Source organism: Paenibacillus sp. FSL E2-8871 (genome assembly GCF_038000345.1).
GTDB lineage: Bacteria > Bacillota > Bacilli > Paenibacillales > Paenibacillaceae > Paenibacillus_AQ.
In genome coordinates this window covers 6,822,186-6,846,361 of the sequence record NZ_JBBOBV010000001.1, presented here as the reverse complement: position 1 = coordinate 6,846,361, position 24,176 = coordinate 6,822,186, and the positions used below count along the sequence as shown (strand labels likewise).

Below are 24,176 nucleotides of genomic sequence, written 5' to 3'. Positions count from 1 at the left end.
TTTTGTATTACTTGGAATTTAACAATCGCTTGATAACAGCGGCTGATTCCGCTCTTGTAGCAGATTCTTTTGGTGCAAATGTAGTCTGAGTTCTACCTTTCATTAATCCCGATTTCAAGGCAAATCCCACCGACGCTTTAGCCCACGGGCTTATTTTACTATCATCTTTAAACGTAGTGGTGGAATCTGAGGCCATACTATCGACCTTTACACCAGAAGCATAAGCTTTCGCTCGCATCAGCATCGTTGTCATTTCTTCACGAGTAATGCTTTTTTCCGGAGCAAATTTCGTCTTGGACAAACCACTAATAATTCCGGCCGCATAAGCTTTCTTTACCGTATCTTCGTACCAAACTCCTGATTTCACATCCGTAAACGGATTACCTCCAGAACCTTCTGTAAGATCTAATGCCCTGGCTATAAGAGCTGCAAATTGTGCACGAGTGATGTTATTATTCGGGGCAAAGCTGTCGGCATCCATGCCTTCAACAATTCCTTTAGTGACCATTTCCATGATATCTTGCTTCGCCCAATGTGAGACGATGTCGCTGAAAATCTTGGTGAATGTTGAGGATTGATTCGGGGTGAATTCCTGATCTTTCAGATTACGATCAAGAACCTTTAATGCGGTCCATTTTACTGCAGTTGTACCAGCCCTTTTAGCTTTAAAGGTAATCGTGGCAATGTCCAAATTACCCTTTTCACCATTCACATTTCCGATCTTGGTATGGGCTATCGTAATTTCATTGTTTTTCACGATTGGAGATACAGAAAAGCCTTTGATCTTCGTTTCTGCTTTTACAATCTCAAGCACTTTCGGGTCAAAATTAAATTTAGCTTCATATGCGTATAAGTCTTGAATATCTTTACCCTTTAATGTAACGGTGAACGTAGAATTAGCAGATTCAGTAGCTGATGTCTGCATCTCGAAGTCAGAGACTTTTTCAGCATGGACTGTACTCAACCACATGGAAGAACATAACGTACAGATTAGTGCGAATGTGAATCGTTTGCGTCTCATAAGAACATCCCTTCACCCGTGAATTTTAACTCCCCCCTATCATATGGATTTTGAAATCGGATACACATGATTTATTTTGTTCAACATTGATTATTTTTGTTATTCATTCTCTCTGCGATAAGCTAAGGGACTAATTCCTGTGATTTTTTTAAAAATACGACTGAAATGTTCTGGATTCACGTATCCTACTTGCTCAGAAACCTCGTATATTTTCATTCCGCTCTCCAGCGCCTTTTTAGCCTTCTCGATTCGCAGATTCGTCAGAAACTGAATGAAATTAACACCTATTTCTTTGGAAAACTGTTTGCTTAAATAGCTCTCGCTTACACCGACAATCTGACTAATATTCGACAAATGGACATCTTCGTTAAAGTTTTTCTCTATGAGCTCTTTCGTTTTAGCAACAACAGGGCTAAGAAAGCATTCTTTGGGTTGATCTTTCGGATGCAGCTTTTGATGCAGATGTTCCAAGAACAGTCGGCACCAATGCACCGTATTCTCCCAGGTTTCCTGCTTATAAATATGATCCGTGATGGGATAAGGCAGCTTATCATGAAGCTTTTCCCAAGAAACGCCTTTTTGATAAATTAATGCACTTGCCTCCCAAGTCATATCGACTACATCTGATTTGATAAACTCAGGTGAACAAGGGTATCGCTGAATCAACAAGTTACAGCAGTGTTCATAGACCTCCTGCCATTTCATTAAATCCGGATCACTTAATGACTTCAGCATTTCGGTTCTAGCCAAATACCATGCTTCTTTCCAGTCACTTTCCTTAATAGATGGACGCCTTTCAGCTTCCGGATAATATAATCGATTGTACCCCTGGTAGAAACTCAACCCTGCTAATCGTTCAGCTTGGCGGAATAATCGGTTCCACTGCTGATGACCATCCACAATATCACTGATGCCCATAGATAACTTCAAATTAATAAATTGCTTTAATCTCATGCTCACCTCAGACAAGATTATGTCTGTCAATCTACGAATGGCGATGATGCTGCATTGCTCTGGAAAAGAGAAGAACAAAACATAATGTCTGTCATCATATCTGCATACTTTGCAGATCCCTTCACTTCTACTTCGATTCGTTACCGTTCGTATCGTCTGCATAATCATACGGTGTGAATCTTCAAATTGAACGGTATCTGATAACCTAAGAAGCGCAACCTCCAGATTTTTTTCCCCCATATGCTTTCGAACAAGCTCCAAAGAAGGTGTTATATCATTATCTGTAACTTCTAAAGAATCCGATAGGCAAAGTCGATGCAGAACGGAACAGATCGAAGCTTCTACGTCCTCTAAGGTTGATACTGTCTTTGAGGAGCTTTGCCGCCGCTTCAATTCATCCACAGTCTTAGTCAGTACCGGTGCAATATAAGTTTCATCTAACTTGGCTTTAACAATGTAATCAAAGGCGCCGAGCACAAAGGAATCTCTTACAAAAGAATAATCTCCGTATGCGCTAAGCATGATGGTTAATGGTTGATTCGAAAAAGTAGTGTTATTCAGTGCTTCGAGTAGCTCTACTCCATTCATATTTGGCATTTGAATATCCGCCAGAACTAGATCCACATCTGGATGGATTTTCAGCATATTTAATGCCTCCTTACCATCTCCTGCTTCCCCTGCAATCTCAAAATCGGTCGAAGCAATGGATATATACTCCCGGAGGGCTAACCTAGCTAATGGTTCATCATCAACAATGAGAGCTTTAAATTTCATCATAAATCCCTCCATAATTGATCTATAGGATTACCTCAAAGCCTCAACCGCTATCTCCCAATCATCATTCAATTTTTCTTGAATATCGGACACCTCAGCACCTGAAAAAATTTCTTGTGCAGCCTTCTTTTCATCAAACTGTATGGCATTTTTTACTTTTTCAAACTTCTCATCGATCCCCAGGTACATAAACGGCTCAAAGGGGTGCTTCTCTTGAACATTGTTGAAGAACGGCAGGAATGATTCAATATTGATCACTGTCGATGAATTTTGCGAATAATTAATATACACTTGGTAAACATCCCGGCTAAATACCCACTCCAAAAATGCTTTAACTTCTTCCGTATTCTTGGAATTTTTATTGATCGCCATATATTGATCTGGCATAGTGATTGCCTGCAAACGCTCTGAAGTTGTCTCTCTCCAGGGCAATGTGAACGCATCTAAATCTTTATCATCCTTCATTTTGGATAAATGATCTCTAAGATACCACTGACCGAGTGCAAGCATAGCCGCTTTATTATTTTGAAACAGCAGTGTTGCCTGATCCACACCAATATTGAGTGCATCGGGCCCTGCTAGTTCATTCTCTGCTATTTTCTTAATCATCACTGCTGCTTTCTCGAAAGGAGAACCTTTTCCGAAAGGGCGTTTCGTCTGCGCGATTGAAGATAAATAATTCTCATCCTTGGACAGTAGAGGCGGTCCGAACTCAGTGAAAGGATAAAACGTCCAATTCTCTTTCCCACCAATCGCAATTGGAATATATTTTCCATGCGCTTTAATCTTCATCATCACATCCATAAATTCATCCATCGTTTGTGGAATCTCTACGCCGGCCTCTTGAAAGATACTTGGATGGTAATAGACATATTCAGAGAAGGATACAAGTGGTAGACCAAGAATGGAATGATCTAATCTAGCGGGATATTTATTGTTTTTTGCTGCGGTTAATCCATCCAGTGGAAGAAGCACTGCTTTGTAAGTGAGTAGGTCATCTGGCTTCAGGTAAAAAATATCCGGCAAATCATTGGCTGCTAAACGAACCTTTAAATACTGACCGCTATTATCGGGAATTGTCTCTACTTCAACCGTTACATTAGGCTTAATTTTAGAGTAGTCTCTTACTTTTTCCGTCCAAAATTTGATATCTGTCTTCGCTTCCCACATGCCGAATTTTATTTTAATCGGTTGATCCAGATTCACCTTTCCCTGTTGTTGCTCTATTGCCCCTCCTTTGGGACTGAACTTACTTAAAGAGAAGAAGCCACCTACAAAAATAAGAGAAATGATCCCTATTAAGGACACACGAAGTATTATTTTCACTTCTATTAATCACAGCCTTCGAAAAAAGTTTATACCATCATACCTCCTCTGAAGTTACACATGAATGATGTTTTCCCTCTGGACTATGATCTTTTATGATCCTCCGCAGCATTTTGCTTCATCCTCCCTCCCCTAACAACTGATCCAGCATCTCTTCCTCCGGCGTGTCGATCAACGGTAGCCTTATCGATACTATCGTTCCCTGAGGTTTATTCTTCTCGTACTTTAAACCGTAACGCCTCCCGTAATGTAGCTGAATTCGCTTATTAACGTTACTGTTTCCCATACCACTGAAAGAATGCTGATGGCGTATACCATCGCTGTCATATTCCTGAGCATCCATATCCAACATGCCTACACCATTATCAGCTATGGTTATAAGAAGATCTTCCGCTTGTTTGCTCACTATGATTTCGATGATACCAGGATAGTCAACATTCTTTAGTCCATGAATAATACTGTTTTCTAAAATAGGTTGTAGTAGCAATTTCAATATAAAATAACCTGCTAAATCCTCATCTACTTCCCATCTCGTTTGAATGGGTCTACCAAAACGAATCTCCATGATATACAAATAATTCTTTAAATGATCTATTTCCTCATCAATCGTAGTCAGAATTCCACCTCGATTAAAAGAAGAAGCCAGCAGACGAGTTAGCGCATGTGTCATATTCCGTATGTTATCTGCTTTACTGATTAAAGCCATAAACTTGATTGAATTGAGTGTATTTATTAAAAAGTGTGGATTGATCTGCGACTGAAGTGCTGCAAACTCCGCCTTTCGCTTCTCCACCTCTTGCCTTTCATGATGGTAGAGCAGATCCTGAATACGTTCCGTCATATGATTAAAAGAATGCCCAAGCTTAATTAGCTCCAGGCTGCCGGTTCTCATAAATTTAGCGTTTAAATCACCTTCAGTAACCAGATCCATTTGCCGGAGAAGCTCATTTAACGGCTTAGTAACATTAGATACAAAGTAAAATGAAACAAGAATAAATGCTAAGATGATCATCAATGCAAACACCCAGACGATATAATTCACACTAAGATAATTGGCTGTTAGATCAGCATATGGAATGGACTGTACAAGCCACCATCCGGTCTGATCAATCTTGGCGTAGGTTATCAAATTTCTATCTTCACCATTAACATCCACAACGTACCCTTTTTCCTCCGGCCCACGATTTGCGAACCAGTGCATTTGGAATTCCCCCCCTCTAGAGGCAAGGGTATTGGATGAGATAATTTGACCTTCCTCTGTGACGATGAAAAGGCTGGATTCCGTATTATCACGTGACTGCAAGATATGATCAAAGGCACTACTCTCAAACGTAAAAAGAATCATTTCTAGCTGGGATAAAGGATTGATTACACTTGGAGATAGGGCAGCAACCATATTGTAAGGATTGTAGTTACCATATAAAATATTGGGCATCATCCCCAGAAAATGAACGCTATCGGGATTATTCAGCACCTGCCCATACCACGTTTTTTGGCGAAAATAAGAATCATCCAAATTCAAGTTCTTTAAGTACGAATAGGATTGATGGTCTTTAAATAGGAAGTTCACCGACAGTACTCGTCCTGAGATGGATGCCGTGTACTTCTCTATTAAGACCTTTAGCTCATAGTAAGCCTGCTGTTTCTCGACTCCACTCTTACGATTAATTTCATAAAGCTTTGCCATCACATCCCTGTCCATACCGATGGAAGCAAATAGTCCCGTCAACCTCCTTATTTCCTGACTAACGGAATAGGAGATCGCTTGAGCCGTTTGCTGAGATCGTGATGTATTTTGCTGAAGAATATCTCGCTTATAAATATTTAGAATAATGATGGAGAATAAAATGATCGGCAGAATGACTACAAGTATAAAAAAAAGCCTTAATGTGCTAGACATCCGCCAATTTTTTCTCATAAGTTCCCTCCCCTTTAAAAGATAACTTATAACCTCTCACTTCTACCTCACCATGAATATTGAACAACATATTCCCTTAAATTTGTGCTACTTCCTGCATGGCGACAAAAGTACTCAGAATATTACACATTCAAATTTACTTCACAAATAAATCCGAGTTTATTTTCATCTTTCGACATCGCTTACGAGCTGATTCAAAATGAAAAAGAGCCGACACTATTGTAGAAAGTTCTACTTTAGGATCAGCTCTTTTAGTTCGGTCAATCGTCTTTTCAAACAATATTCATTTGCATAAAATAATTTAATTTGATAGTATAACTGACGAACGTTCGTTAATATCGAGGTGATTTTTTTTGAAAAGTAAAGAAATTAAAGACATTGCTTTGAAATGTTTCACAACTCATGGATATGAGGGGGCTTCTTTGTCTCAAATTGCTGAGCAAGTCGGGATGAAAAAACAATCTCTTTATGCCCATTTCAAAGGGAAGGATGATCTTTTTCTGCAAGTTCTACAAGATGCCAAAGAGACAGAAATCTCATCCAAACTACAATATTTGAGTAAGGTAGGGACTCAAAATCCTAAAACGGATTTATTAGGATATCTGCAATTGGTCATTGATATGTTTCAAAAGAACGAGCAGTTAAAGTTTTGGCTGCGTATCTCTTTTTTTCCACCGCCCCATCTTGCTAAAGCGATTGATGAAGAAGTAATCGACACAGAAAAAAAGATTCAACCCGTACTTGAAAGTAAATTCCAAGCTTGGATCGATGCCAAAGTCATCATGGAAGATGCAGCCTCCATCCCAACGCTTGCCTTTTTAGGTGTAGTTGATTCGATCATGCTAGAGCTTGTGTATGGCAATAATGAAATCCGTTTAAATGAAAAACTAAATGCCTCATGGACCGTATTTTGGAGAGGTATTTCACAGCTGTGATTCTACAAAGAGAGGTATTACTTCATGAAGAAACCATTGAAAGAACAAAAAACAGTCTTACTCATTCTGCTAAGTAACATATTCATTGTTTTTCTAGGCGTTGGGCTGATCGTCCCTGTTATGCCTTCCTTTATGAACATTATGCATTTGTCAGGTAAAACGATGGGGTATCTTGTAGCAGCATTTGCATTCGCGCAATTACTCATGTCTCCTCTGGCAGGGCGTTGGATTGACACTTACGGCAGAAAAAAAATGATCGTTATCGGCTTAGTGCTCTTCAGTGCATCGGAATTAATCTTTGGTTTAGGCACACATGTATCCGTTCTTTATATCGCCAGAATTCTTGGAGGGATTGCTGGTGCATTCATTATGCCTGCTGTCACTGCCTATGTTGCGGACATCACCTCAGTAGAGGAAAGACCTAAGGCAATGGGTTATGTTTCTGCCGCCATTAGTATTGGTTTTATTATTGGCCCAGGAATCGGAGGATTTATTACTGAACTAGGTATACGTGCTCCATTCTATTTTGCTGCTGGCTTCGCCTTAATCACTTGTATTTCGTCGATATTTATTCTGAAAGAGCCACTATCCAAAGAGGAGCTTTTGGAAATCAGTAAACTTAAAAAAGACACCAACTTTATCAGTGATCTGAAACGCTCGTTTCATCCAGCATATATTATTGCGTTTATTATAGTGTTTGTCCTCGCCTTTGGCTTATCGGCATATGAAACTGTGTTTAGCCTGTTTTCTGATCATAAATTTGGCTTCACTCCACGGGATATTGCAACCATCATTACAATAAGCTCAATCTTCGGGGTGGTTGTGCAGGTCTTTTTATTCGGTAAAATGGTAGATAAGCTCGGTGAAAAAAAGCTCATTCAACTCTGCTTAATTGCTGGCGTAGCCTTAGCTGTAGCCTCCACCATGATCAATAACTATTTAACTGTTCTGCTAGTAACCTGCTTCATCTTTCTCGCGTTTGACCTACTCCGTCCAGCACTAACGACCTATTTATCAAAAACGGCTGAAAAAGAGCAAGGCTTTGTCGCTGGCATGAACTCAACCTATACTAGCCTTGGTAATATCATCGGACCTGCATTAGGCGGAGTATTATTTGATGTAAACATCAACTATCCATATCTCTTTGCGGCTGTCATTATGTTTATTGGTCTTGTAATTACGATGGTATGGAAAGAAAAACAATCCGCTAGCGGATTGGTAAATTAAGGTGAGAACACTCACAAGGACAAATAAATTCTTATATTTGAAAAAGAAACAGACCGCCCAAAAGGCGGTCTGTTTCATTCCTCATGTTTATGCACGATTCAAACAAATTCCAATACATTGCTCTTAACGTAAGTTTCGATTTCTTCAGCAGATTCCATTTGCAGCACATCTCGCACTAGCTCTACCATTTCAGAACGATTTAATTTGGAGATCAATTCCCTTGCAGGCAGCAAGGCTGCAGGACTCATGCTAAATTCATCAAGCCCCATTCCAATCAATATGGGTATGGCGACTGGATGACCCGCCATTTCTCCGCACATCCCGACCCACTTATTCTGGGCATGAGCAGCTCGAATGACTTGATCAATCAGCCGAAGAACCGCTGGATGTAGTGGCTGTGTCAGATAAGCAACCTGCTCGTTCATCCGATCTGCAGCCATCGTATACTGAACAAGATCATTCGTACCAATACTAAAAAAATCCACTTCCTTCGAGAGCTGATCGGCAATCAACGCAGCAGCTGGCACTTCAATCATAATGCCTACTTCGACTGTATCATCATAGCTTTCGCCCAATGCATTAAGCTCGGCCTTAGCTTCTTTCAATATCTGGTTTGCTGCACGAAGCTCTTGAAGTGTTGCGATCATCGGGTACATGATTTTAACGTTACCATGTGCGCTTGCTCGTAGAATTGCACGTAATTGCATTTTAAACATTTCGGTATTCCCACTACTAAGGCACATACGAATCGCACGATAGCCTAGAAACGGATTGGACTCTTTGGATTGCTGTAAATAAGGAATCTCCTTATCACCACCGACATCAAGTGTACGAATGATAACAGAATCATGCTCGCCAATCGCTGTTACCGCAGCTTTATAAGCATAATACTGCTCCTCCTCACTTGGCATCTCCTTCCTATCCATGAACAGAAACTCCGTCCGATACAATCCGACCCCTTCAGCCCCAACCTTTTTTACTGCCATAGTATCCTTGGGGTGAGCAATATTGATGGCAAGTTGTACCAATATTCCGTCTGCTGTAACCGTAGGCAATTCTCTATACTTTTCAAAACGTGCTAACCTTGTATCCTCATCATGCTTCATTGATCGATAGGCTTCAACTACCTCTAAAGATGGGTTCACTATTACAGTTCCTCGATAACCATCAATAATGATGAAATCACCGGTTTGAATACTGAAGGAGATCTCCTTCAAGCCCACGACCGCTGGAATACCTAGTGATCGAGCAATAATTGCCGAATGTGAGGTTTTGCCTCCAATATCTATAGCGAATCCAATAACTTGGCTTGCATCCAGCTTCGCAGTGAGCGAGGGTGCCAAGTCCACGCCGATCATAATCACAGGCTCGGGAAATTCAGTTTGAACCCTCTCTTCTTCCCCCCCTAAATAAGAACCGATTCTTGCACTTACATCCCGCAAATCAGAGCAGCGCTCTTTTAAAACTTCATTATCCATTGCTTCAAACAGTGTAATTAATTCTTCGGTCACTTCATGTAGTATTGCCTCTGCATTGCTTGCTTCATCTTGAATCCGTTGCGTAACCTCTCCCACAAATTCAGGATCACGTAAAAGAGAGAGATGTGTTGCGAAAATGGCGGCTTGTTCTACTTTGTTATCAGCAACAGCGTCACTTTTTAATAACTCAATATCCTTAATCGACTGCTCTACCTTTGCTTCGAATCTTCCGACTTCAGCAAGAATTTCGTGTGCTTCCAGCCCTCTCCTGCTTGTATCATACAGAGCGCTAGGCAGCACGTACGTCGTTCCCAACGCATAGCCACTCGAAGCTGCAATTCCTACCCACTCGTTCATTGGCTATCCCCTTAATGTGACCCATAATCACTACTAATCAATACTAGATTGTATAATTTCTCCTACGGCAGCCAGAGCTTCAAGCTCATCCTCACCATCCGTAATGACTGTCACCGTATCTCCCATCTTCGCGCCAAGCTTCAATAGACTAACCATGCTTTTAGCATTAGCCATCTTCGCATCCTTCTGAAGGGTAATACGACAGGTGAAGGTTATTGCCTTATCCATAATTGCGTTTGCAGGTCTCGCATGAATTCCCGCAGGATTAATAATCGTGAACTCTTTTTCCATGATATCTCCCACTCCTTACTAATTAACAACCTTGAATTTTGATAGAAATGACTGCCCGTTCTCAGGTATCTCGACGTTAAAATAATCTGCAACCGTAGCACCAATGTCAGACAATGTTTGCATATGTCCGAGATTACACTCATGCATAGGCTCATGATATACAAGTACAGGAACCTTTTCCCTTGTATGATGGCTATGCCCAATTGTTGGATCATTGCCATGATCAGCCGTTACGATGAGTACATCATCCGCTTCCAGTTGATCGATGAGCTTACCTATGTAAAGATCGGATACCTGTAAGCGATCGGCATAAAGCAGTGTATTTTGAGCATGTCCAGCTAGATCTGTCTCCTGAATATTCAGGCAAATAAAGCCGTGACGAATTCGCTTTACTTCAAGTAGCAAAAGCTCAAATAATTGCTCCGTTTCAACTCCCGGTAGATTCCTTCCATTTCGATTTTCAACAATATCTCCCACTTTTCCAATTAAAGAGACCTCAATGCCATTTCTTCCGAGAATGCTTGGCACTTGAACCGCTGCATCAACACCGTATCCCAGATGAGTAACACGATAACCGGAATTGTATAACCCTGATTTCGGAGTGTCGATCCCAACATAAACACCGTCCATTTTGGCGCTCTGGGCTTGTAGCAGCTGGTCAAAGCTAACCTGTTCACCACCCAAAGCAATCACCCGTGACACCTTAACAACACTTCGTACAACCTGACCAATGTTAACAATTTCATCGAATGAAATCACATCTAAACAGCCTGACACATTGAAGACTTGACCGAGATCTGTCTCGAGATTGTCCCCTACTATAACAGATTCATTTACTGCCAGTACTCTCGTGTCATCACCTACATAGTTAGCCGAATACCCCGCTTCAATCAATGCCTGAAAGACCTGATCAATCACTTCACGAAATGGCTGAAGAAGAGGCGGCTTTGGTCTTGTTCCCATAATTTCCTGATGACCTGCGAACGAGTCTGCACCAATATGCGTTAGATTAGCTGTTCCATATGTCGATTCTTTACTAAACCTGTTAACGCCAAGCTCTTCACCTAGCGCATTCATTAAGCCAAGCTTGCACATGTTCATTAGCGATAAATCAGATACGGTCTGCAAAATATGCTTACAGGTATTCGAGCCTACATCCTGTGGCCTAACTTCATGGACGTCATCCATTGCCCCGACCCCAAAGCTGTCCAGTACAACAACGACAAATCTGCCCATTAGTCAGCCCCCTTGATCGGCTTTCCTAAACTATCATACAGGCCGACTAGTCTTGGACGATTCTTAGATAAACCCTCAACGATAGCAACTACACTTCGGGTAACAAAAATTTGTGTACGGAAAGCCATAATGACGGAATGTCCCACGGGATATAATCCATCCAGCTCAAAATGATAATCAATAGAATCAAGTGATGGTGAATGTACTTTACTAGTATGCAGGTTGCCTGATGAATCTGCGATAATTGCTTCTTTTAAAAGCGTCCGTTGATAGTAACCGCCACCATAACAATAACTCATTTGATCCAGTGTATGGGAGATTTCACTTACGTACACGATCGCAGGTCGTTCAACCAAATCCGCAACCGCATGCATCGGTGTCGTACCCAGTAAACCATGCCCAGGCTCACCATGCGTTCCTCCAGAAGCTTTTATTAGCTTAATACTGTGTGAACAGGTGGCCGAAGGCATATTCATTTGCTCGATCTTCAAGCCATACCGTTCTTCCAAAAGCTGTTTGGCTGCGTGCATGGTCTGCACATTTGTCGTCGGAGCGAAATCTTCGAGATTGGCGTCATATAGAAAACAGGGAAATGAAGTTAAACCGCTTACCCGGATATGGCTCAATCCCAATAATTGCTCCATACAGATCGGCAAGTCTTCTAAACGAATACCGCCATATTGTCCTTGATATAAGACGTCTTGATGATCGATTACCCGCAGAAGTACATTTTGAGTGTATCCTAATTTTCGGCAAGCTTGGTTAATTTCTTTCGCTTTTTCCACCGTGTAGACGGTCATCCATGACGGCTTCATGCGTACAACCTGATCAATCATTCGGGATGGGGTTTGCACCAAATGCCCAACATGACCTAATTTAATGCCAAAATCATTCAGTGTCTCAGCTTCCCGGAAATCAACAGCAACGGCTCCCTCGAATCCGAGGTTCATTAACTCCTGCGAGACAATTGGATTTCTGCCAAGCTGCTTTGTCATAAAAAATAGCTTAATTTGCTGCTCATCTGCTTCTTTTAGCATAGCACTTGCATTGCTTGATACTGCATCCAAATCTATCACATATGTATCTGGCATAATTTGCCCAGATTGATGCAGTTCAATCGCATAATGAACCAATGCGGCATTTCTCTCTATAGTTTTTTCTAGGAACATAGTGAACTCCTTAATTCTCTGACTTCAACCCTCACGATCTACTAGAAATTCAAAAAATTGCGTGGATTAACCTTAAGCATTTTCTCAAGCACGGTATCCGTTACACCATGCTGTTTTAACTTCGGAATAAAACTTTCATACAAATGGTTATATCCATGTCCACCATGCTGGCGCAAATGCGATTTGCGCGTAATATCACACGAAAGCATCAAACGATCCTCGAAGCCATCCTCTAATAGCTGAACTAAATTCAACGCACGATCTTCATCCGTACGATAATTGTTTTTGCCGATCGTATCGAATTGAATAAAAGCACCACTCCGTAGGAGCTCTCTTTGTTCATTAGTATCTAAGTTTAAATCTTGATGACCAAACGATACCTTGCTAAGATCAGCTCCGTACTTCTCAAACAAGGCTAATTGCTGCCTACCCATCGTACCGATCTCACAATGTGTGCTAATCGGTGCGCCTGTGGCCTGATGTGCGATAATCGCTGCATGGAATACAGCTTCTTCCGCTACAGTTATTTCGTTTAAGCTGCTGCCGATTTCAGCAATCAACCCAGCCTTAATTGACGTTTCATCCATCCCCACTTCAAGCTCACGAATGAAGATCTCAGAAAGACTCTCCGCGCTACTCTCAAATACGAAAGAAGGGTAAAAGCACTCTTTATAGAACCCGGTAGAAGCAATAATTGAGATTCCTGTTCGCTCCGAGATTTCAAGCATGCCTAGTGGATTACGGCCCATGCCGATATTAGATACTTCAACAATTAGATCACAGCCTGATGCTTGCAAGCCCTCAATCTCTTCTGTTACATCGCTACTATGCAGCTTAGAGTCCGCATCATTACGAACATGCGTTAAATCAAACACAAGATGCTCATGAATCATCGTGCTGTTAATCCCCATAACATCTATAAGTCCATTAACAGTATGCAGCTTCAATTCTATTTCCCCCTCGATCTATAGCAAATGGGTAAAGTAAAGTATATTTAGTGCTAATCCGACTACAATTGCGGCAACAGGCCCAAAAGCAAGTCGCATCACTGGGCGTCCCAGTCCTTCATTAGCAGCATATAGCAGAATATATAACATTAAGCCTAATCCTGCCGTGCTAGACTCCATTTGAAATACAGCCAAAGAACCACCAATCAAGAGTCCAATTTCAATCATCGTATTCATTGCTGAACGGAAATAATCAGACGTTTCACGTATCATCGGATACCGCTGGAGGCACGTCGATATCTTACTTATGGCTGCGATTTCCAGACAAACCACTACAGCCCCTAATAAACCAGCAACCATAGGATTAGGAGATAGGTATCCTATTGGCAAAACAAACATAAGTCCCATGACCCCGTAAACACCCGTTGCTAATGCTGTTGTTACAATTAGTGGCATGAAGCTCAGCAAACGTATGATATCTATAACTGCGGCGCTTTGAAGCCAACCTCCACGGGTTGTTGCTTCGCCAGCGCTCCAAGCATTTTGTAAATAAGGTATAGCTGCATCCGATCCTGTGAATAGGCCAAGATTAGTCGCAATTGCCACACAACCTCCAATAGCCATAAACAAAGGAAGACCTTTAACAATCCGTTTCAAATGAATACGCTGTTCTAACTCTTCTTCTTGCTCATCAACATCCAGATCTCGTCGCTGGGTCCAGGCTTTATGTAATACAAATCCCAGTAGAAGAAGTACTGAAACAATCGTTGTCATGGCTACTTGAATGAAGATTCCGCTATCGGTATATAATGCTAGCGATTGGCGAGTGACCAGTACAATAACAGCACTGGATAATGCCCTTTTCCAACCGAATTGATTCATAATCGCAACCAAAGGAAAAACGGCAACGGCAACCAAGAATCCCACATTTAGCTGACTGAGCGGATCAATTATATCGATGGGCAGCATGGTCGCAAGCGACAGAACACCTGCAAGCCCAAACAATGCAGTAGCTCCCCAAGCAGCACCTAACACTAGTGCGATCCACCAACGGGTTGCAAGGATACCCAAAATATCAGTTGGTAGAAATAACAGCCACGGGTTCAACATCTGAAATGAGAAGGCAAATGAAATTCCGACGGAAACAATGAAACCAAAGCTTAATCCACTAGCAATAGAGACTAGCTCACGCCGGTTCATCCGGGCTTCGATGACTTCAGTCAGAATAGGACGGATACCGTCATGAAATACAGCCTTTCCTAAATGAGCAGCAAGCGCCGTTAGTGCCGTTAAGCACATCACAACAATAAACTGCATAATAGTCAAAGGTTGTATGAGATGTAAGCTATTCCAGTCGATCTTCCCCATCCCCTTTGTAAAAATTAGTATGCTTGCTAGATTACGGATGTTTCTTAAGCAAGCTTTCAACGATAAAGGTAACAGCCGTTTCAATACTTTCTTCAGCGATTCCAAAAGCAATTGTACCGCTGTTGACAAGTGCTTCGATCTTGAGCGGATCAGGTTTGCCCCCACTCTTAGCAACCGTAGCGCACTTGCTATAACCAAGAAGTCCAATTGCGATGGATAGAGCAGCACCTCCACCTGAATTACATGCTCCGATATAATAATCAGCTTGACCAGTCTTCACTCTTTTGGCAGCATCCATATCCGTGGTTATCAATGCTTCTACGCGTTCTCCACCTGCTTCTAAAACACTTTTCTTAATCCGATCCTTCTGCAATCCTGCTATAACAATGCGTATCATTAAACTTCCTCCTCATCCGTCAGTGAGAGTAGATAAGAGGCAATAAATGCTGCCTCAACATCTAAATTAGAGTTATGAATATTAAAGGGAGCCAAGAGTTCTAATGAAAATTCATAGACCTCAGGTTTAGCTAAGGCTTGCTGTACTAATGCTGTCGAACATGTCTGTACAGCTTCATTCGTCTTTATCCGCTGAATAGCTTTCATGAGGTGAGAGGTAAAAGACCCCGCATTCTCCTCTTCAAGCTTAAGCTCCAGAAACTCTTCTACCTTCTTTAATACATTTGGAGTCTGCTCAAAGGTATCACGATCCACTTGTTCAGATTCAAATAATAGCTCTATTCGATCATTAAGTGACATGTCATCTGTCTCCCCATCCATTAGTTAATATTAGTAGCTAGGATCAATTTCAATGTTCACTACCTTGCGCTGGTAGTCGAGTACAATATCCGATTGGATCAATTCTTTTAAAATATTATTGATCCCTTTGTTATTCTTGGCAGTCAATATAACGGCCTCAGAAGTCTCGATGAATGCTGCATTATTCGATATGCTTTGGTAGGAAATCTGTAATTCCTTTTCCTTAATTTCATCCAGGTTCCATACACCAGCGTCTATTTTATTGGATTGAATACTTTGAACGATTTGGTTATATGGCATCTCTAGCAGCTTCACATGCTTTCCTTCGCACAATGCCTTCGTAATATAAGATTGGTCAATCGATTTTGGATCGAGCCCAATGGTCATTCCATCCTCGATGATTTGCTTCGTGCTGTCTGCGAACAAGATGACATGCTCAGACAAATACGTTTTTGGCCCAAAATATAGTCCTATTTCTAGCTCCAATCCCTCAGCAATAGCCTGATTGGCAGCAAGCCGGGAAACGACGACAAAATCATATGCGCCTTTAAGCAGCATTTGAATCCGTACACTCGCTCCCCGAACATACGCCATGTTTAAATCCCCACTATGCTTTTCGGCTGATTTATATAGACCTGTTGCAAAGCCTTCGTATAATTTGGAATATGGAAGCGGCATAGCTCCCATCACAAAATCAATTCCCGTGAACATCCAAACAAGCTTATAATCGATCTCTTTTACAAAGGTACCTACATGCCCTCTACTCTCGAGCGTAACTGCACCTTCTGTTTTCAATACAGAAAGTGCATTCTGGATCGTTCCCCGAGCATAGCCAAGCTCCTTCTCATACTCCGATACCGTTTCAATCCGATCGCCCTTTTTCTTAGTCATAAACACCCTAGCTAGATGCATAATGACCACTCCGCTTTTTTGGTACAATTTATCTTTCATCATTTTAACCTCGCTCCAATTCGATCACTAGAAGTTCATATTCAAAAGTACAAAATTTTGTATTTTGGTTGATGGATCAATTATACAAGAGCTCAAGGAATGATGTAAAGACTACGTCCATACGGAGATTCGATAGAGCCAATGCTTATGCTTTTTAATAAATGTTACTAAATTAACCCTTCACGCTTCCTGCTGTTACGCCTTCGATAATACTCTTTTGGAAGAAGGCGTACATCAGAATGACCGGGAAGATGCTTATTGCAATCGATGCTGTCAGTGCGCCGTAGTTCATGTTGAACTTATCTGCAAAGGCAACTACTGCAACAGGCATCGTACGTAGCTCCTGACTGGACAAGAATAAGCTCGCCATAATGTATTCATTCCAGTTGTTAATGAAATTGAGAATAAATACAGTTACTAATGTTGGCATTGTAAGTGGAATAATGACTCGCAGCAAGATACCATAGGTGGTCAGGCCATCCATTACACCCGCTTCCTCTAGCTCCAGAGGGATCGACTTCAAAAATGCACTCACAACAAACACGGTAAGCGGTATACCGAATGCAGCATAAGGGATAATTAGCGCAAAATAAGTATTATAGAGTCCAAGCTCCTGAATCATGGTATACAACGGTATAAGTAATGAAGCAGGTGGGATTAACAAGGATAACAATAGTAATCCATATACAATCCGGTTTAAGCTTTTGAACTTCATTCTAGTTAGCGCATAGGCAATGGCTGTTGACAGGAGGATCGTAGTAACTGTCGCAATTAACCCAATAAACATACTGTTCATAAAATTGTGTATGACTAGCGAGTTGGATAATACACTAGCATAATTAGTAAGGTTCCAGCTCGGCGGTAGTCCCCATGGATCATTAAACATTTCGGTATTATTTTTCATAGATGAGACAACTACAAACCATAAAGGATACAGTACCGAAAGAACATAAGCCATGAGTATTACATGAGGGAGAATGCGGCGTTTAGGCTTATTGTTCATTAGTATGCATCCTCCTTCGACCGATTGTTAAAGAAATGAAGTCCTAGTGTCACTAGCGCTGTAAATAGGGTAATTACGATTGCTATTGCGTTTGCGTAACCAAAATCATTCATACTGTAAGCTTGTTTGTACATATAGGTCGCCATCAATTCGGTACTACCGAACGGACCACCTTTGGTCATAATAAGTACAATATCAAGTGCTTTCATGGCTCCCGTAACAGATAGTAATAGCGTTACACCGATGACTGGTCGAATTAAAGGGATCGTTAGTAATCTTGCTTTGGTCCATCCCGTAGCACCGTCAATTTCCCCAGCTTCCAGAACTTCTTTGGAGATTGCAAATATGGCTGCTAGGATTAGAACGATATAAAACCCAGTCCATTGCCACCCATTCGTTACAAGCACCGCAAATATCGCGTATGCCTCATCTCCAAGCCATATTTTCACCCATGAATCCAGTCCTATTGTGCGAAGTACTTGGTTCAATAAGCCTGCTTCCGGCGCATAAATAAACTTCCAGATGATGGAGACCGAAGCTGTTGATAAAATACTTGGCAAGAACACAGTCAGCTTGTAAAAACCTAGAAACCGCTTGACCCCACTTACTATAATAGAAATGAAAATGATTAGTGGGACTTGAATGAACACTGAGAAGCCCACAAAGTAAGCGTTATTCTTAAAGGCCACCCAGAACTTCTCATCCGCTAACGCTTTTGCAAAATTCCCAAATCCAGTGTACACAGGATCATTGATACCATTCCAGTCCGTAAAGGAATAACGCAAGGAATTAAATAACGGTATCAGATAAAAAGTAATGTACAACAATAACGCCGGCACTACGAATATAAAGTAAGCTGTATAATTCTTATAGATTTTGCTCATGTCATATCTCCTGTAGTAGGCTTTATACTAAAATCACTTACCTTCTGCATTCGCGCTTTCTTGCGCTTTTTGCATACGCTCTGCTGCTGCTTCAGGTTTGATTTTTCCACCTAACAATTCTTGAACAATCGTTTCTAATTCTACCTTTACACTCGTTTGTACAAATGCGTCAAAAGCTGGGTAAGCGCCTTTGGCTGAACCTTGTTGTTTACCAATCATCGTAATCAATTCACTAGCACCTTTTACCTCCGTAATCCCTTTCATTGCAGGAATTTGGTTGGTTTCCCCGAGGATGCGCGCTTGATTGTCTAACGTATAGAAGTTCTTAATAAATGCTTTTACCGCTTGCAATTCGTTATCTTTCAGATCCGCAGAGAATCCATAACCATTCGACCAGCCACCATTGATATATCCATCACCTGCACCACCTACATCAGGGAAACGGAAGAATCCTGTGGAGTCTTTAACCACTGATGTGTCACCAATTATCGCATTTACAGCCCAGCTACCATCAAAGAGCATTGCCGCTTTACCAGTATAGAAAGTAGCTTGACCTTCAGCAAAAGCCAATCCAAGCACGTTCGGATCAATATATTTTTTATCAACTAAATCAGCAACTCGTTTGAACGTTTCAACTACTGCAGGATCCGTCCATTTCGTAGCTCCAGATGCAAAACCTTCTTGAAGACTAGGCCCACCAAGTGCAATCATCAGATTGTTCACAAGCATGTTCGCCACCCAACCATCACCACCACCAGCACCCATTGCAAGCGGGGTAATTCCTTTGGCTTTCAGCTTTTCCATTGCAACAAGTAGATCATCCCAAGTCGTTGGTACTTCTACACCTGCATCTGCAAACAGCTTCTTATTATAAAAGAAACCTTCGATGTAGCCGGATTCAGGCAAGCCATAGATTTTCCCATCCACTGTGAATTCACGAAGATCGAAAAAGCTATCCTGAATTCCCACCTCAGCCATGATGTCATTAAGCGCTAATAAACGACCTGCTTTTGAGTAGTTCTGAGTATCAGCACCACCGAACAAACTGAAAATCGGGGGTTGAGTTCCGCTTGCCATCTCTGCCTTCAGCTTTACATTTCGGTTCACCGTATCTTCAACGCCATCAAGTGTGAACTTCAAGCCTGGAACTTCTTCTTCTGTCTTTTGTACAACTTCCTCAAGCAGCTTCAAGGTTGGTAGCGCAGTTTCACGAATGTGAATATGACGAAGTACCATCTTGAATGGGTCTGATGAAGCGGGCTTACTTACTTCAGTAGTTGAAGAAGCGGCAGGGCTTGTTTTCTCCGTCGTCTCTGCATTTTTCTCCGAACAACCCGCTAGCGCCACCAGTGTTGTAATAGCCAATAACAATGATTGCTTTTTCATTTTTTCACAACTCCCCATTAATCGAATATGTAGCTATGATTTCAATAATTTCATTGTGCGCTCCACAGATTCGTACTAGGTAGCGCTTACAATATTGCCCCCTTTTCTCTCGACCTCAAAATACATTAATTTGTATATTGGGTCATAAATTTTCCCCCAACTAACTTGTTAATCAACTAACTTACTGCAATCCAATGTGTTGCTTTACAGCTTTTTGAATATATTTTTTTTTGTATTTTGACTCAAGGAAATAATACCATTCTTTTTTCTAATTGTAAATCGCAGATTTCAATGAATTTAATAACAATTGATTTCAATCTCCTTGAGAATACTAATGTTAAGATCAAATCTAAAAATAATAGGACAGCCTCAATCAGCTGTCCTCTATCTATCTTCTTATTCTATAATTCCTCAACCTAGAATGGATTGATCACATGGAAAAAGACGTTAGGTGACGCCATACGGTAATAATAGCTGCACCAGCCTGCACCTTTGTCGGTGAAACGGTTCGTCGTGCTATACAACAATCGTTCCTGCTCCAGCTCCTCGATCCGTTCGAGCTTTCCGTCCGCATATTCTAACAGCCTCATGCTCGCTGTATCCAGCCGGCTTACAACGCCGCCGTAACGAATATCGAGCACCTCCCAGCCGAACGGTTTGAACATCGATAGCCATTGCTTCCGGTGTGCGGCGCGAAGATTTTGCACACCCAGCGAGATTTCGGGCAAAACATCCTCTGCAATCCGCCTAAGCACTGCCTTGTCTCCACTATCATAAGCCCGCTTCAGCTCAAGACCGATTTCGCTCTTCTGCTTCAGCACCGCACACAGCTTTTGCGGCACCTCGAACAAGTAATCTAGCTCTGCCTCAGCTTTTCTGCGGCTAGCAATTTCGCCTTCCACCCATGCATAATGAGCCGCCATATCTAGCCCATCAATCTGTTTGTCGAACAGCCCCAGCAGTACATCCTGATACAACAGAAACTTAGACGGATTGCTCTGCTTCTGATTATTTGGTGCAGCTCCCGGTGTCTCGTCCAAATACTTCAGCCCCATGTAAGCATCCGCCTCGATGCCGGTGCAGAACCGAACGCGCTCGGCCAGCGCCTTGTCAGTCGGCGTCGATGAAGAATAAGCATGCTCCGCATAAAACTGCAAGCCGAGCAAAGCGATGTACGGATTGCTCTCCATTCCGTCGTCACCCCACATCGTCGCATAAACTTCCCGAATACCTTCCTTCTTGCATACCGTCAGCGCTGCATCGGTCGCCGGCAAGGATAGCCCGTAATTGACGCCGAACGTATTGAATACCCACACAGCACCCGCAAAAATAAGATTATTGCCGAGCGGCCGGTGTTTTGCGATCAATGTTTCGTAGTCCTTCTCCTCGACGTGGTTATAGTCCCAGTAAACCATATCTATGTCCTTAGGAATGCGGCTCGACATATCCTCTGATATTTGCGTCTCATGGCCATAATAATCTTCACCGTTAGCTGAAGCCAGCTTCAGGAACATATCGCTCCACATCATCGGTTTCAACCCTAACCGTCGAGTTACTGCCAGCACCCGCTCCAGATGGCCTGTCATGATATCAAAACGGTTCATATATCCATTGCGATCCAAAAATTTACCGCGTCCAAGCTCTTCCGCTTCATCCATGCCGATGTGGATTTTCCGGCTGCGGAATGGCGCGCTAATGCTGACAATCATATTTTCGACCAGACGATCGGTCTTCTCCGCTCCAACTAGCAACGCGCCTTTTGTATCTTTATATTCCTTTACCGGCTCCCATTTCAAAAACTCCTCCAAATGAGCCAGTGTCTGAATGCTCGGAAACGCTTCAATGCCAAATTGATCGGCGTAATCGTCGATTTCCTTCAACTCCGCCGCCGAGTAACGGCCGCGCATATAGCCGAAATAAGGCTCGCCTTCTATCTCGTAAGTGTCTTCCAAATAGAGCATGACGCTATTCAAGCCCATCAGCGCCATTTTGCGCAGCATAAACTTGAAGCTTTCAACGGTCAGCACTCCATTGCGCGATAAATCAAACATCGGACCGATCGCATCGAATTGTTGTTGCTCTGTAATTTGAAATTGCTCTCCGCCACTAATCTTCTGAATCAACAGTCCCAAGCCGCGGAAGAACTGATGTTTAACACTATAACGAATATAAGCGCTTTTACCATCATAACCAACTTCCAGTTCTCCTGAAGACGGTTCTATTAAAACGGGAATTCCATCCTCCGACCATTCTGACTTAAGTTCGGCAAGCAGCAACTGAAGCCCTGATTGAAGCTCGCTCAATTCTCCTATAAAATGTAACTTCACTATCAATCCCTCCACAAAAATGAAATATATATAAAATTACACCAAAAACTCGATCAAGGGTGTTAACCTTTGACCGAGCCTGCTACCATGCCTTTCATAATTTGCTCTTGGAAGACCAAAAAGATGAGAATGGTTGGTATTGCAGCAATAAACATCGCGCCCATCGTTAAGCTGTAGTCCGTTCCGAATCCATCGGAGAAGAGCGACAAGCTGAGGGGCAGCGTCTTCAACGCTTGAGAATTAATAAAGACGAGCGCGAAGGAGAAATCATTCCAAAATCTCAAAAATGCAAGAATTGTAATCGTAGCGACGATCGGCAGGGACAATGGGAAAATGATGCGTCCAAAGATTCCCCACCAGCCGTTGCCGTCGATCATCGCCGCTTCCTCTACTTCTCTCGGAATAGATACGATGTAGGACATTCCAAGGAAGATCGCAATTGGTAATTCAAATGCCGTATACGGTAGGATGAGTGACCAGTACGTATTCAGCATCCCGAGCTTGTTCATGAAAATAAACAATGGAACGAGTGTGCTATGAATTGGAATGAGCATGCCTAGCAAGAACAATCCTTTTATAACGCCACTCAACTTGAATGGGAACCGAGCAAGTACATAAGCTGCAAGCATACCGAGCACAATGGTCAGCAGCAGTGCTGAGAGAGTAACAATTGTGGAGTTGAGCACCGCCCGGCCCATATTTCCGAGATCCCATGCCCGGGTTATATTGTCGAACTGCCATTGCTGCGGCCAGGAATAGGGACGATTGAAAAATTCCTGATTTGACTTGAATGCACTTATTCCTAACCAGTATAGCGGATACAATGTAATTATGGCATAAAATAACAGGATGATTTTCGCAATTCCGGAAATCGGCTTACGCCACAGCGAGCCTCTCATCTTCTCCGACCGAGCGTCTATCATTGCTTGCATAGCGATTCACTCCTTCATCGGCCGGGCTAACATTAGCCGACCGCCCATTAGCCGCGTCTCTTCGTGATGATATGATTTAGGCCAATGAGCACGGCGCTAATCAGAATAATCATTGTGGATACCGCAGAGCCGTAGCCGTAACGGTATACCGTAAAGGTGTTATTGTACATATATGTGGCGAGCAATTCTGTCGATTGTGCAGGACCGCCGCGCGTCATGACGATAACATGGTCGAATGCCTTCAAACTTCCAGATATGCACAGTACGATGGTTACAACAACTGTTCCCCAAATCATCGGGAGCGTCACGAAAAATAGCTTTCTCCAGGCTACCGCCCCGTCGATCTTCGCAGCATCTTCAATTTCTGAAGAGATATTTTGGAGTGCAGCGATGAAAATGATAAGATACGGGCCGATATTCGCCCAGTTAATCGGGATCGATACGGCAAACATATTGATTTTAGGATCGTCTAGCCAAGGTCGGCGCCAAGATTCCAGTCCCAGCGTCTCCAATAATTGATTCAGCAAACCGATTTGCGGGTGATAAATATAGCCCCAGATGAGACCGACGACGACTGTAGACAGCACCATCGGGAGAAATACGGCGGAGCGCATCAACCGATTGAACATCGTGTTCTTGAGCAAGAACAATGAAAGCAGCAATGCGACCGATACTTGACCTATTACTGCCGAGACAACAAGGATCAGGTTGTTTTTCAGTGCTCTCCAGAATACTGGATCCTCTAGTATCATTCGATAATTATCCAACCCGATAAGCTTAGCAGCACCGAGTCCCTTCCACTCAAAGAACCCGTAGTAAGCTGACCAAAAAATCGGGACGATCGCAAAGATGATAAAGATGAGTAGTGCAGGAAGCAGCGCCATGATGACGAAGCTTCTGCTGCGCAATGATGCAGGCATGGCGACAGCCTCCTTT

The 24,176-nt window shown here is 42.3% G+C and carries 21 protein-coding genes; 2 read left to right on the top strand and 19 right to left on the bottom strand.

The annotated features are described in order from the left end of the window. Positions 1–7: 7 nt before the first annotated feature. From NYE25_RS30595 to NYE25_RS30580, 4 genes are all read right to left on the bottom strand, one after another. Complete coding sequence (locus NYE25_RS30595; RefSeq protein ID WP_341147633.1) at positions 8–1,021, bottom strand: S-layer homology domain-containing protein; 1,014 nt, start codon at positions 1,019–1,021, stop codon at positions 8–10. Positions 1,022–1,120: 99 nt separating this feature from the next. Then, complete coding sequence (locus NYE25_RS30590) at positions 1,121–2,752, bottom strand: response regulator transcription factor (RefSeq protein ID WP_341147632.1); 1,632 nt, start codon at positions 2,750–2,752, stop codon at positions 1,121–1,123. Positions 2,753–2,779: 27 nt separating this feature from the next. Next, on the bottom strand, positions 2,780–4,075 hold the full coding sequence (locus NYE25_RS30585) for an ABC transporter substrate-binding protein (RefSeq protein ID WP_143759572.1): 1,296 nt from the start codon (positions 4,073–4,075) through the stop codon (positions 2,780–2,782). A gap of 118 nt (positions 4,076–4,193) precedes the next feature. Then, entirely contained in the window at positions 4,194–5,993 is a 1,800-nt protein-coding gene (locus NYE25_RS30580; protein WP_341147631.1) for a cache domain-containing sensor histidine kinase, read from the bottom strand. A gap of 353 nt (positions 5,994–6,346) precedes the next feature. On the opposite strand from NYE25_RS30580, the gene NYE25_RS30575 reads away from it, so the two are divergent. Together NYE25_RS30575 and NYE25_RS30570 are read left to right on the top strand one after the other, a co-directional pair. After that, positions 6,347–6,928: a TetR/AcrR family transcriptional regulator gene (locus NYE25_RS30575; protein WP_094871492.1), complete on the top strand. Its 582-nt coding sequence runs from the start codon at positions 6,347–6,349 to the stop codon at positions 6,926–6,928. A 24-nt stretch (positions 6,929–6,952) separates the two neighbouring features. Further along, positions 6,953–8,155, top strand: a complete 1,203-nt coding sequence (locus tag NYE25_RS30570) for an MFS transporter (protein ID WP_341053496.1) — start codon at positions 6,953–6,955, stop codon at positions 8,153–8,155. 98 nt (positions 8,156–8,253) lie between these two features. Here NYE25_RS30570 and ptsP read toward each other — a convergent pair whose 3' ends face one another. From ptsP to NYE25_RS30495, 15 genes are all read right to left on the bottom strand, one after another. After that, positions 8,254–9,990, bottom strand: a complete 1,737-nt coding sequence (gene ptsP / locus NYE25_RS30565) for a phosphoenolpyruvate--protein phosphotransferase (RefSeq protein ID WP_341147630.1) — start codon at positions 9,988–9,990, stop codon at positions 8,254–8,256. A 33-nt stretch (positions 9,991–10,023) separates the two neighbouring features. Beyond that, positions 10,024–10,281, bottom strand: coding sequence for an HPr family phosphocarrier protein (locus tag NYE25_RS30560; RefSeq protein WP_341147629.1), 258 nt, complete (start codon positions 10,279–10,281; stop codon positions 10,024–10,026). 18 nt (positions 10,282–10,299) lie between these two features. Beyond that, positions 10,300–11,517: a phosphopentomutase gene (locus tag NYE25_RS30555; protein WP_341147628.1), complete on the bottom strand. Its 1,218-nt coding sequence runs from the start codon at positions 11,515–11,517 to the stop codon at positions 10,300–10,302. Further along, complete coding sequence (locus tag NYE25_RS30550) at positions 11,517–12,686, bottom strand: YhfX family PLP-dependent enzyme (protein WP_339270015.1); 1,170 nt, start codon at positions 12,684–12,686, stop codon at positions 11,517–11,519. Before NYE25_RS30550 ends, NYE25_RS30555 begins: the two co-directional genes overlap by 1 nt. Positions 12,687–12,727: 41 nt before the next feature. Next, positions 12,728–13,633 carry a phosphotriesterase family protein gene (locus NYE25_RS30545; RefSeq protein ID WP_341147627.1) on the bottom strand — a complete coding sequence of 302 codons (906 nt, stop codon included), beginning with the start codon at positions 13,631–13,633 and terminating at the stop codon, positions 12,728–12,730. Between the two features lie 18 nt (positions 13,634–13,651). Beyond that, positions 13,652–15,001 carry a YhfT family protein gene (locus NYE25_RS30540; protein ID WP_341147626.1) on the bottom strand — a complete coding sequence of 450 codons (1,350 nt, stop codon included), beginning with the start codon at positions 14,999–15,001 and terminating at the stop codon, positions 13,652–13,654. A gap of 31 nt (positions 15,002–15,032) precedes the next feature. Continuing rightward, positions 15,033–15,398 carry a DUF2620 domain-containing protein gene (locus NYE25_RS30535; protein ID WP_341147625.1) on the bottom strand — a complete coding sequence of 122 codons (366 nt, stop codon included), beginning with the start codon at positions 15,396–15,398 and terminating at the stop codon, positions 15,033–15,035. Beyond that, a complete protein-coding gene (locus NYE25_RS30530; RefSeq protein WP_341147624.1) occupies positions 15,398–15,757 on the bottom strand; it encodes a PRD domain-containing protein in 360 nt (119 codons plus the stop codon). The genes NYE25_RS30535 and NYE25_RS30530 overlap by 1 nt, the downstream gene beginning before the upstream one ends. 30 nt (positions 15,758–15,787) lie before the next feature. Then, entirely contained in the window at positions 15,788–16,711 is a 924-nt protein-coding gene (yhfZ, locus tag NYE25_RS30525) for a GntR family transcriptional regulator YhfZ (RefSeq protein WP_341147623.1), read from the bottom strand. A gap of 169 nt (positions 16,712–16,880) precedes the next feature. Continuing rightward, positions 16,881–17,711, bottom strand: a complete 831-nt coding sequence (locus NYE25_RS30520; RefSeq protein ID WP_341147622.1) for a carbohydrate ABC transporter permease — start codon at positions 17,709–17,711, stop codon at positions 16,881–16,883. Next, entirely contained in the window at positions 17,711–18,595 is an 885-nt protein-coding gene (locus tag NYE25_RS30515; protein WP_339270003.1) for a carbohydrate ABC transporter permease, read from the bottom strand. The genes NYE25_RS30520 and NYE25_RS30515 overlap by 1 nt, the downstream gene beginning before the upstream one ends. Before the next feature lie 33 nt (positions 18,596–18,628). Next, positions 18,629–19,981, bottom strand: coding sequence for an extracellular solute-binding protein (locus NYE25_RS30510; protein ID WP_341147621.1), 1,353 nt, complete (start codon positions 19,979–19,981; stop codon positions 18,629–18,631). A gap of 416 nt (positions 19,982–20,397) precedes the next feature. Continuing rightward, on the bottom strand, positions 20,398–22,308 hold the full coding sequence (locus tag NYE25_RS30505; protein ID WP_341147620.1) for a beta-N-acetylhexosaminidase: 1,911 nt from the start codon (positions 22,306–22,308) through the stop codon (positions 20,398–20,400). Positions 22,309–22,370: 62 nt separating this feature from the next. Next, a complete protein-coding gene (locus tag NYE25_RS30500) occupies positions 22,371–23,231 on the bottom strand; it encodes a carbohydrate ABC transporter permease (RefSeq protein WP_341147812.1) in 861 nt (286 codons plus the stop codon). A gap of 56 nt (positions 23,232–23,287) precedes the next feature. Beyond that, complete coding sequence (locus NYE25_RS30495) at positions 23,288–24,160, bottom strand: carbohydrate ABC transporter permease (RefSeq protein WP_149644697.1); 873 nt, start codon at positions 24,158–24,160, stop codon at positions 23,288–23,290. Positions 24,161–24,176: the final 16 nt, after the last annotated feature.

Coding starts and splice junctions, on each gene's coding strand:
- NYE25_RS30595 (WP_341147633.1), bottom strand. CDS start 1,021: ATGAGACGCAAACGATTCACATTCGCACTAATCTGTACGTTATGTTCT.
- NYE25_RS30580 (WP_341147631.1), bottom strand. CDS start 5,993: ATGAGAAAAAATTGGCGGATGTCTAGCACATTAAGGCTTTTTTTTATA.
- NYE25_RS30510 (WP_341147621.1), bottom strand. CDS start 19,981: ATGAAAAAGCAATCATTGTTATTGGCTATTACAACACTGGTGGCGCTA.
- NYE25_RS30515 (WP_339270003.1), bottom strand. CDS start 18,595: ATGAGCAAAATCTATAAGAATTATACAGCTTACTTTATATTCGTAGTG.
- yhfZ (WP_341147623.1), bottom strand. CDS start 16,711: ATGATGAAAGATAAATTGTACCAAAAAAGCGGAGTGGTCATTATGCAT.
- NYE25_RS30495 (WP_149644697.1), bottom strand. CDS start 24,160: ATGCCTGCATCATTGCGCAGCAGAAGCTTCGTCATCATGGCGCTGCTT.
- NYE25_RS30530 (WP_341147624.1), bottom strand. CDS start 15,757: ATGTCACTTAATGATCGAATAGAGCTATTATTTGAATCTGAACAAGTG.
- NYE25_RS30540 (WP_341147626.1), bottom strand. CDS start 15,001: ATGGGGAAGATCGACTGGAATAGCTTACATCTCATACAACCTTTGACT.
- NYE25_RS30555 (WP_341147628.1), bottom strand. CDS start 11,517: ATGGGCAGATTTGTCGTTGTTGTACTGGACAGCTTTGGGGTCGGGGCA.
- NYE25_RS30550 (WP_339270015.1), bottom strand. CDS start 12,686: ATGTTCCTAGAAAAAACTATAGAGAGAAATGCCGCATTGGTTCATTAT.
- NYE25_RS30570 (WP_341053496.1), top strand. CDS start 6,953: ATGAAGAAACCATTGAAAGAACAAAAAACAGTCTTACTCATTCTGCTA.
- NYE25_RS30520 (WP_341147622.1), bottom strand. CDS start 17,711: ATGAACAATAAGCCTAAACGCCGCATTCTCCCTCATGTAATACTCATG.
- ptsP (WP_341147630.1), bottom strand. CDS start 9,990: ATGAACGAGTGGGTAGGAATTGCAGCTTCGAGTGGCTATGCGTTGGGA.
- NYE25_RS30500 (WP_341147812.1), bottom strand. CDS start 23,231: ATGATAGACGCTCGGTCGGAGAAGATGAGAGGCTCGCTGTGGCGTAAG.
- NYE25_RS30590 (WP_341147632.1), bottom strand. CDS start 2,752: ATGATGAAATTTAAAGCTCTCATTGTTGATGATGAACCATTAGCTAGG.
- NYE25_RS30535 (WP_341147625.1), bottom strand. CDS start 15,398: ATGATACGCATTGTTATAGCAGGATTGCAGAAGGATCGGATTAAGAAA.
- NYE25_RS30560 (WP_341147629.1), bottom strand. CDS start 10,281: ATGGAAAAAGAGTTCACGATTATTAATCCTGCGGGAATTCATGCGAGA.